Source organism: Kribbella sp. (assembly GCF_035655035.1).
In the GTDB taxonomy this organism is placed as follows: Bacteria; Actinomycetota; Actinomycetes; order Propionibacteriales; family Kribbellaceae; genus Kribbella.
Map to the genome: position 1 here is coordinate 1 of NZ_DASRVN010000105.1, position 6,661 is coordinate 6,661.

4 protein-coding genes and 2 pseudogenes are annotated in these 6,661 nt (G+C 69.4%); 3 read left to right on the forward strand and 3 right to left on the reverse strand.

Annotated elements, in window-relative coordinates; genetic code table 11:
• A pseudogene (locus tag VFF46_RS06210) lies at nucleotides 1-435 on the reverse strand (type III polyketide synthase); the annotation flags it as partial.
• An 18-nt stretch (nucleotides 436-453) separates the two neighbouring features.
• Here VFF46_RS06210 and VFF46_RS06215 point away from each other — a divergent pair.
• Nucleotides 454-1,260, forward strand: a complete 807-nt coding sequence (locus VFF46_RS06215; RefSeq protein WP_325036055.1) for a UbiA family prenyltransferase — start codon at nucleotides 454-456, stop codon at nucleotides 1,258-1,260.
• A 53-nt stretch (nucleotides 1,261-1,313) separates the two neighbouring features.
• Entirely contained in the window at nucleotides 1,314-2,780 is a 1,467-nt protein-coding gene (locus VFF46_RS06220) for a sulfatase (protein ID WP_325036056.1), read from the forward strand.
• A gap of 44 nt (nucleotides 2,781-2,824) precedes the next feature.
• Here VFF46_RS06220 and VFF46_RS06225 read toward each other — a convergent pair whose 3' ends face one another.
• Nucleotides 2,825-3,694 carry a LysR family transcriptional regulator gene (locus tag VFF46_RS06225; RefSeq protein WP_325036057.1) on the reverse strand — a complete coding sequence of 290 codons (870 nt, stop codon included), beginning with the start codon at nucleotides 3,692-3,694 and terminating at the stop codon, nucleotides 2,825-2,827.
• 124 nt (nucleotides 3,695-3,818) lie between these two features.
• On the opposite strand from VFF46_RS06225, the gene VFF46_RS06230 reads away from it, so the two are divergent.
• Complete coding sequence (locus tag VFF46_RS06230) at nucleotides 3,819-5,354, forward strand: MFS transporter (protein ID WP_325036058.1); 1,536 nt, start codon at nucleotides 3,819-3,821, stop codon at nucleotides 5,352-5,354.
• 74 nt (nucleotides 5,355-5,428) lie between these two features.
• Here the strand turns inward: VFF46_RS06230 and VFF46_RS06235 are convergent.
• Nucleotides 5,429-6,661: pseudogene (locus tag VFF46_RS06235) on the reverse strand (hypothetical protein); the annotation flags it as partial.

The window sequence follows — 6,661 nt, forward strand, 5'->3', positions numbered from 1 at the left end:
CCCGGCCGCTCCCCCGACGCACCCCAGGCCGAACAACGGCAGCCGCTTCACGTCCTCCCGCAGCCCCAGCCGCAACGCCACCCGCGCGTCGATCGACGGAGCCGCCACCCCGGTGACCGTGGTGAACATCAGTACGTCGACGTCATCCAGCGTGAGCCCCGCGTCCTTGACCGCACCCGCGACCGCCTCCGCGCCGAGGTCCACGGCGGTCGCGATCCACGCGTCGTTCGCGGCACCGAAGTCGTCGAGGGCGGCGTACTCCTCCAGCGGCAGCGCGAGATGCCGGTACGACACGCCCGCGTTCGCGTGCAGCCGCCGGAGCACCGCCGTACTCCGGCCGTCCGGGAGGCACATCGCGGCGATCGCATCGGTCAGCGACGATTGCGGATACCGGTACGGCGGCAGCGCGGGGCGGACCGCTGCGATCCGGGTCATCGTGGCATCGTTACGTCGGTGAGGACCGTACTCAGAGGTCTCGCTCTCGCGTGCCACCCGGGACCGACCGTCGCCGTCACTGCGCTGGTCACGGCCGTCGCGTGGTCGGCCGGGCGAAGCCCCGCCGGGTGTCTCCTGGTCGCAGCAACGATCCTCACCGGCCACCTCTCGATCGGCTGGAGCAATGACGCGATAGATGCCGCCCGCGACACCATTGTGAACCGCCCGGACAAGCCGGTGGTCCGTGGACTGGTGAGTCGCCGGACGCTGGCCATCGGTGCCGGCGTCATGCTGGTGGTCACTGTCCCCGTCTCTCTGGCGAACGGATTCGCGGCCGGACTGGTTCATCTCGGGTTCGTCGCCTGCGCCTGGGCGTACAACCTGGGCCTGAAGTCGACCGTCGTCTCCTGGCTCCCGTACGCCGTCGCGTTCGGTGGGCTGCCCTCGTTCGTGACGCTCGGCACCGCGCGGGTGTGGGCGCCGTGGTGGGCGACCGCGGCCGGTGCCCTTCTCGGGATCGGTGCCCACCTGGCAAACGTCGTACCGGATCTCGCCGACGACCTGGCCACCGGCGTCCGCGGCTGGCCGCAGCGGCTCGGCCGGTACGCCCGGCTGGTCGCGCCGCTCCCGCTCGCGGCGGCGACCGTCCTGCTGGTGATCGCCCCGGCCGGCCCGATCGGTGCGGTCGGCTGGATCGCGCTCGCGGTGGTCGCCGTACTCCTCGCGGTCATCCTGGTGTGGCGGAACGCGCCGTTCCTGGTCACGATCGCGATCGCGGCCGTCAGCATCGTCTCGCTGGTACTGCGTGGGCACGCACTGGTCTGACCTTCAGCGACTCTTCAGGTCCGGATCGCCGGTTCGTGTTTACGGTGAAGAACATGCTCTTCCGACGAACGATCGCCGTCGTACTCCTGCTGCTGGTGGCCGGCTGCTCCAAACCGCAGCAAGCGGCCGTACAGCCGACGCAGCCGACGCAGCCGAACATCGTGTTCGTGCTCACCGACGACCTGTCGATGAATCTGTTGCAGTACATGCCGCAGGCGCAGCAGCTGGCCAAGGACGGCGCGTCGTTCAGCAACTACACGGTCACCGACTCGCTGTGCTGCCCGTCGCGGTCGTCGATCTTCACCGGGAAGTTCCCGCACGACACCGGCGTCTTCACCAACGGCGGCAAGGACGGCGGGTTCAAGGTCTTCCACCAGCGGCAGAACGAGGACTCCACGTTCGCGACCGCGCTGCAGAAGGCCGGGTACCACGCCGCGATGATGGGCAAGTACCTGAACGGCTACCAGCCGGACGGCACCGTCGACGGGCAGCAGAACTACGTACCGCCGGGATGGAACGACTGGTACGTCGCGGGCAACGGGTACAACGAGTACAACTACACGCTGAACGCGAACCACCAGCTCGAGAAGCACGGTAAGGCGCCGAACGACTACCTGACCGACGTACTCGCCGGGAAGGCCCACGGCGTGATCACGAGCGCCAAGCAGCCGTTCTTCCTGGAGATCGCGACGTTCGCGCCGCACGCGCCGTACACGCCGGCGCCGCAGGACAAGAAGAAGTTCCCCGGGCTGAAGGCTCCGCGCGACGCGTCGTACGACAAGCTGCCGGCGAACGCGCCGCCCTGGCTGGCCAAGCATCCCGCGCTGACGCCGAAGCAGCAGAAGGCGCTCGACAAGGCGTTCCGCAAGCGGGTGCAGGCCGTGCAGGCGGTGGATCGGATGATCGGCTCGTTGCGCGCCACTCTCGAGCAGGCGGGAGTCGCGGATCACACGGTTGTCGTGTTCAGCTCGGACAACGGGTACCACCTCGGCGAGCATCGGCTGACCGCGGGCAAGCAGACCGCGTTCGAGACCGACGTACACGTGCCGCTGGTGATGGCCGGGCCGGGGATCAAGGCGGGCAGCACGGTGCCGCAGTCCGTGCAGAACGTCGACCTCGCGCCGACGTTCGAGACCCTCGCCGGGCTGACCCCGGCGGCGGACGTCGACGGGCGGTCGCTGACGGCGCTGTTCGGTGGTACGCCGCCGGCGGGCTGGCGTACGGCGAGTCTTGTCGAGCATCACGGGCCGGACATCGATCGGAAGGATCCGGACTACCCGCCGAAGGGCAGCGGCAATCCGACGACGTACGAGGCGCTGCGGACCGCGACCTCGACGTACGTCGAGTACTCGGACGGGACCGTGGAGTACTACGACCGGACGAAGGATCCGCTCCAGCTGGACAACACGGCGGGGTCGCTGCCGGCCGCGAAAAAGACGCAGTTGCACAACGCGCTGCACGCACTGAAGACGTGTCACAACGAGACCGCCTGCACAAAAGCAGGGCGGATGGCCGGCTGACCGCCGGCGGCGGGCGGCTCGCGCAGGCGGCGGGTGGGGGCCGGTTAGCCTGCGTCTGGTTTGAGGGGGGCGTTGCTGCCGAGGATTGCGGCTGTGAGTGCCTCGGCCGGTTCCTTGGCGGCGCGGGGGTTCGTGATCAGGACCAGGTCGATCGGCGGCAGCTCCGGGAGCCCGGCGCTCGGAGGCGGCTCGACCAGGTCCGCGGGCATCAGCGAGCGGGCGAAGATCGCGATCCCGAGCCCGGCCCGGACCGCCGCCAGTACGCCGTTCACACCGCGGACGATGCAGGTGATCCGGCAGGTCCGGCCAGCCTGCTCGATCGCCTGCACGCCGAGCGACCGGCTCAGCGACGGCGCCTGGTACGTGACCAGCGGCACCGGCCCGTCCGGCGCGATCCGGGTCCCCGAGATCCCGCCCCAGACCAGCGAGTCCCGGCGGACCAGCCGCCCGTTCGGCTCGTAGCCACCGCCGCCGTGCTTCACGTAGGCGAGGTCGAGGTGCCCAGACTCGACCCGGCGGAGCAGGTTCGGGCTCTGCGCGACGGTCAGCTCCAGGTCGATCCGCGGGTACAGCTGGCGGAAGTCGCGGAGGATCTTCGGCAGCGGCGTCAGCGCCAGGTCGTCGGTGACGCCGAACCGCAGCCGGCCGCGGAGCTCGGAACCGGTGAAGTACCCGGCGGCCTCCTCGTGGGCGGCCAGGATGGTCCGCGCGAACCCGGCCATCGCCTCGCCGTCCGCGGTCAGCGTGACAGTGCGGGTGTCACGGACGAACAAAGGTCGCCCGACGGCCGTCTCGAGTTTGCGCACGTGTTGACTCACGGTCGGCTGCCGGATGCCCAGCCGCTCGGCCGCCTGCGTGAAGCTCAGCGACTGCGCGACGGCCAGGAACGTCCGCAACTGGTCCGGGTCGTACATCGATGTACCTCCCATTACGTCCTGCTATAAGACTAATAGGAGTAATTCGCTGTGGGAATCCAGTGCCCAGCCCGCAGGATGGAGGGGTCCTCCCCTGACCAGTCCAATCGCGTAGGGATCGCTCTTGACCACCCGGGCCACCGGCACTGTCCCGTCCACCGACTTCCACCTCCACCGCCCCACCGACTCGACCAAGCTCCGGGAATCGCAGGCGCGCCGCCCCGGCTTCAAGGACACCTTCAGCGCGCTGCAGGTCCGTAACTTCCGTCTCCTGGTCAGCGGGCTGCTGGTCGTCTCGACTGGCGGCTGGATCCAGCGCATCGCCCAGGACTGGCTGGTGCTGACACTCACCGGCAGCGCCACCGCGGTCGGCATCACCACCGCGCTGCAGTTCACCCCGACCCTCGTGCTCGGCCTGTACGGCGGCGTGATCGCGGACCGGTTCCCGAAGCGGAAGATCCTGCTCGCGACGCAGGCCACGTTCGGATCGTGTGCGGCCGTGCTCGCCACGGTCGCATTCACCGGTCACGTCCAGGTCTGGCACGTCTACACGATGGCGTTCGTCCTCGGTCTCGCGACCGCGGTCGACAACCCGACCCGGCAGTCCTTCGTCACCGAGCTCGTCCCCCGCGAGACGGTCCGGAACGCGATCAGCATGGTGTCGTCGACGTTCCAGCTCGGCAGCATGATCGGGCCGGCGCTCGGCGGCGTCCTGCTCGGGGTGCTCGGCACGCCGTGGGCGTTCGCGCTCAACGCCTGCACGTTCTTCGCCTCGATCAGCGCCCTGCTGCGGATGCGGGAGAGCGAGATGCCCGGGGCACACGCGGCGCGTACGGCGCTGCGGGCGAACGCCGGGACGCGGATCCGGGACGGGCTGCGCGACGGCGTGCGGTACGCGTTCGGCGAGCCGGCCGTCCGGTGGGCGATCGCGCTGGTCGGGATCTACGGCATGTTCACGATCAGCCTGGCGGTGACGCTGACCGCGTTCGCCGACCGCGTCTTCCACATCGGCGCTTCCGGGTACGGCGTACTGAACTCGGTGGTCGCGTTCGGGGCGCTCGGCGGGGCGTTGCTGTCGGCGCGGCGGGTCCGGCCGACACGGCTGCGGAACCTGATCGGGATCGCGTGCCTGCTGACGGTCACCGAGGTGCTGGCGGCGATCCAGCCGTCGCTGTGGACGTTCATCCCGGTGCTCGCGTCGATGGGGATGGCGACGCTGATGTTCCTCACCGCGGCGCAGTCGATGGTGCAGCTGACCACGCCGGACGGGCTGCGCGGGCGGGTCTCCGGGATCTACAACCTGGTCTTCATCGGTGGTGGTGCGATCGGTGGACCGCTGGTCGGGTTCCTCGCGCAGAACTTCGGGGCGCGGTCGGCGCTGCTGCTCGCCGGGCTGGTTCCGGCGATCGCCACGGTCGCGATCGGGCTGCGGCTGCGGAGGGACGGGCAGTTCCGGCTGGTGCTCGTTCGTACCCGCTCTCCGTGGCACCAGGTTCCGATCCGGCTCAACCTCCAGCAGACCGAGATCCAGCTCTCAGCGCCCAAGAGCACCCCGCTCCCCCGCACTTCCCGCCCCTTCGTACTCGGCCGCAGGCAACACGCCCGGATGGACTCCCACCTCCGCCCCGCCCGCACCCGACGCCGCCCCCAACACCACTAGAACGCCGCGGTGTAACTGAACTCCTGGGGCAGGGCTGGGGCGCCTTCCACGGCTTGGTTCTGCCCCAGGGTTTTTCAGCGGGGGACCAGGGAGATGTTGTCGAGGCGGAGCCAGGTCGGGGCCGTGGTGCCCCAGTAGCCGGTGAAGACCGTCATCACGGTGTTGGTGCCGGAGTTGAAGTCGACGGTCAGTTGTTGGTAGCCGGGTGGGGCCGTGTAGTTGGTTTCGGCGTACGGCGTGGTGCCGGCGCGGATGCCGAAGTAGCCGCCGGTGAAGTTGCCGGAGCCCTCCACCCACCCGGTCAGCCGGTAGTCGGTGTTCGGCTTCACCGGAACCGTTTGTTTGAAGGCGTTCCAGGTCGCGTCCGACGCGTTGATCCACCCGTTGTTCCGGCCCTGTTCCGCCCACGCGCCTTTGTCGTGGTCGATCCCCTTGGTACCGGTCCCCTCGGTCTCCCACGGCGCGCCGACCGCCGTACCCGGCTGCGCCTCGAAGCTCGGGTCGGTGACCGCGGAGCCGTAGTACGCCTCGAGCTCACCGATCGACGTGAACGTCTGCGTCCCACCCGGCGCGCCGATGATCCGCACCCCGTCGCCGGACGTCAGGTCGAAGCTGAACACGTACGTCGCGTTCGTCCCGGCCGCCGAGCTGAGCGGGTACGCCGGGGTCGCGGTCTGCCCGGTGACGTCGGTCCACACCCCGCTCCGCCGTACCTGCACCTTCGGGGCCGACGCGAACCAGCCGCCGTCGCCGAACATCGTCCCGGTCGTGTAGACGACCTTGTTCAGGTTGTACGTCCGCGGCCAGGTGTAGCCCCACCAGCTGAGCGGTTTGCGTTCGTCGTTCCAGTCGTCCTCGTTCTGCGCGCGGACGCCGTCGTTGTAGCTCGACTGCCCGAAGTGCGTGGCTCGCTCGATCGGCACCGTGCCGGGCTCGCGCGCGAGGTTCCGCGCACCGTCGAGCGTGTTGTCCGGCGTCGTCGGCACCGACGGGGTCAGCGACAGCTTGCGGAGCGAGAACGTGTACGCCCACCGGTCGCTGAGCCCGCCGCCGCAGGTGCAGACGTTCGACTGCAGCCACATGTTCTTGCCGTCGGCACTGATGTACTTCGACGGGATCGTGGTCGCGTACCCGCCGTGCTTGGCGTGCGTCCACGGGTACCCGCCGAAGTCCTTCGGTGTGAAGTGCGTCCACGGCCCCCACGGCGTCGGCGACTCGTAGAACTCGAACGTGTACTCCGTCCAGGACGTGTAGATGTACCGGTTCAGCGGCTTGTCGTACACGACGCCGCCCTGGCTGATCGTGGT

What these genes read in the sequence shown, in the direction of transcription:
- VFF46_RS06220 (WP_325036056.1), top strand. Translation starts at nt 1,314, where the DNA reads ATGCTCTTCCGACGAACGATCGCCGTCGTACTCCTGCTGCTGGTGGCC.
- VFF46_RS06225 (WP_325036057.1), bottom strand. Translation starts at nt 3,694, where the DNA reads ATGTACGACCCGGACCAGTTGCGGACGTTCCTGGCCGTCGCGCAGTCG.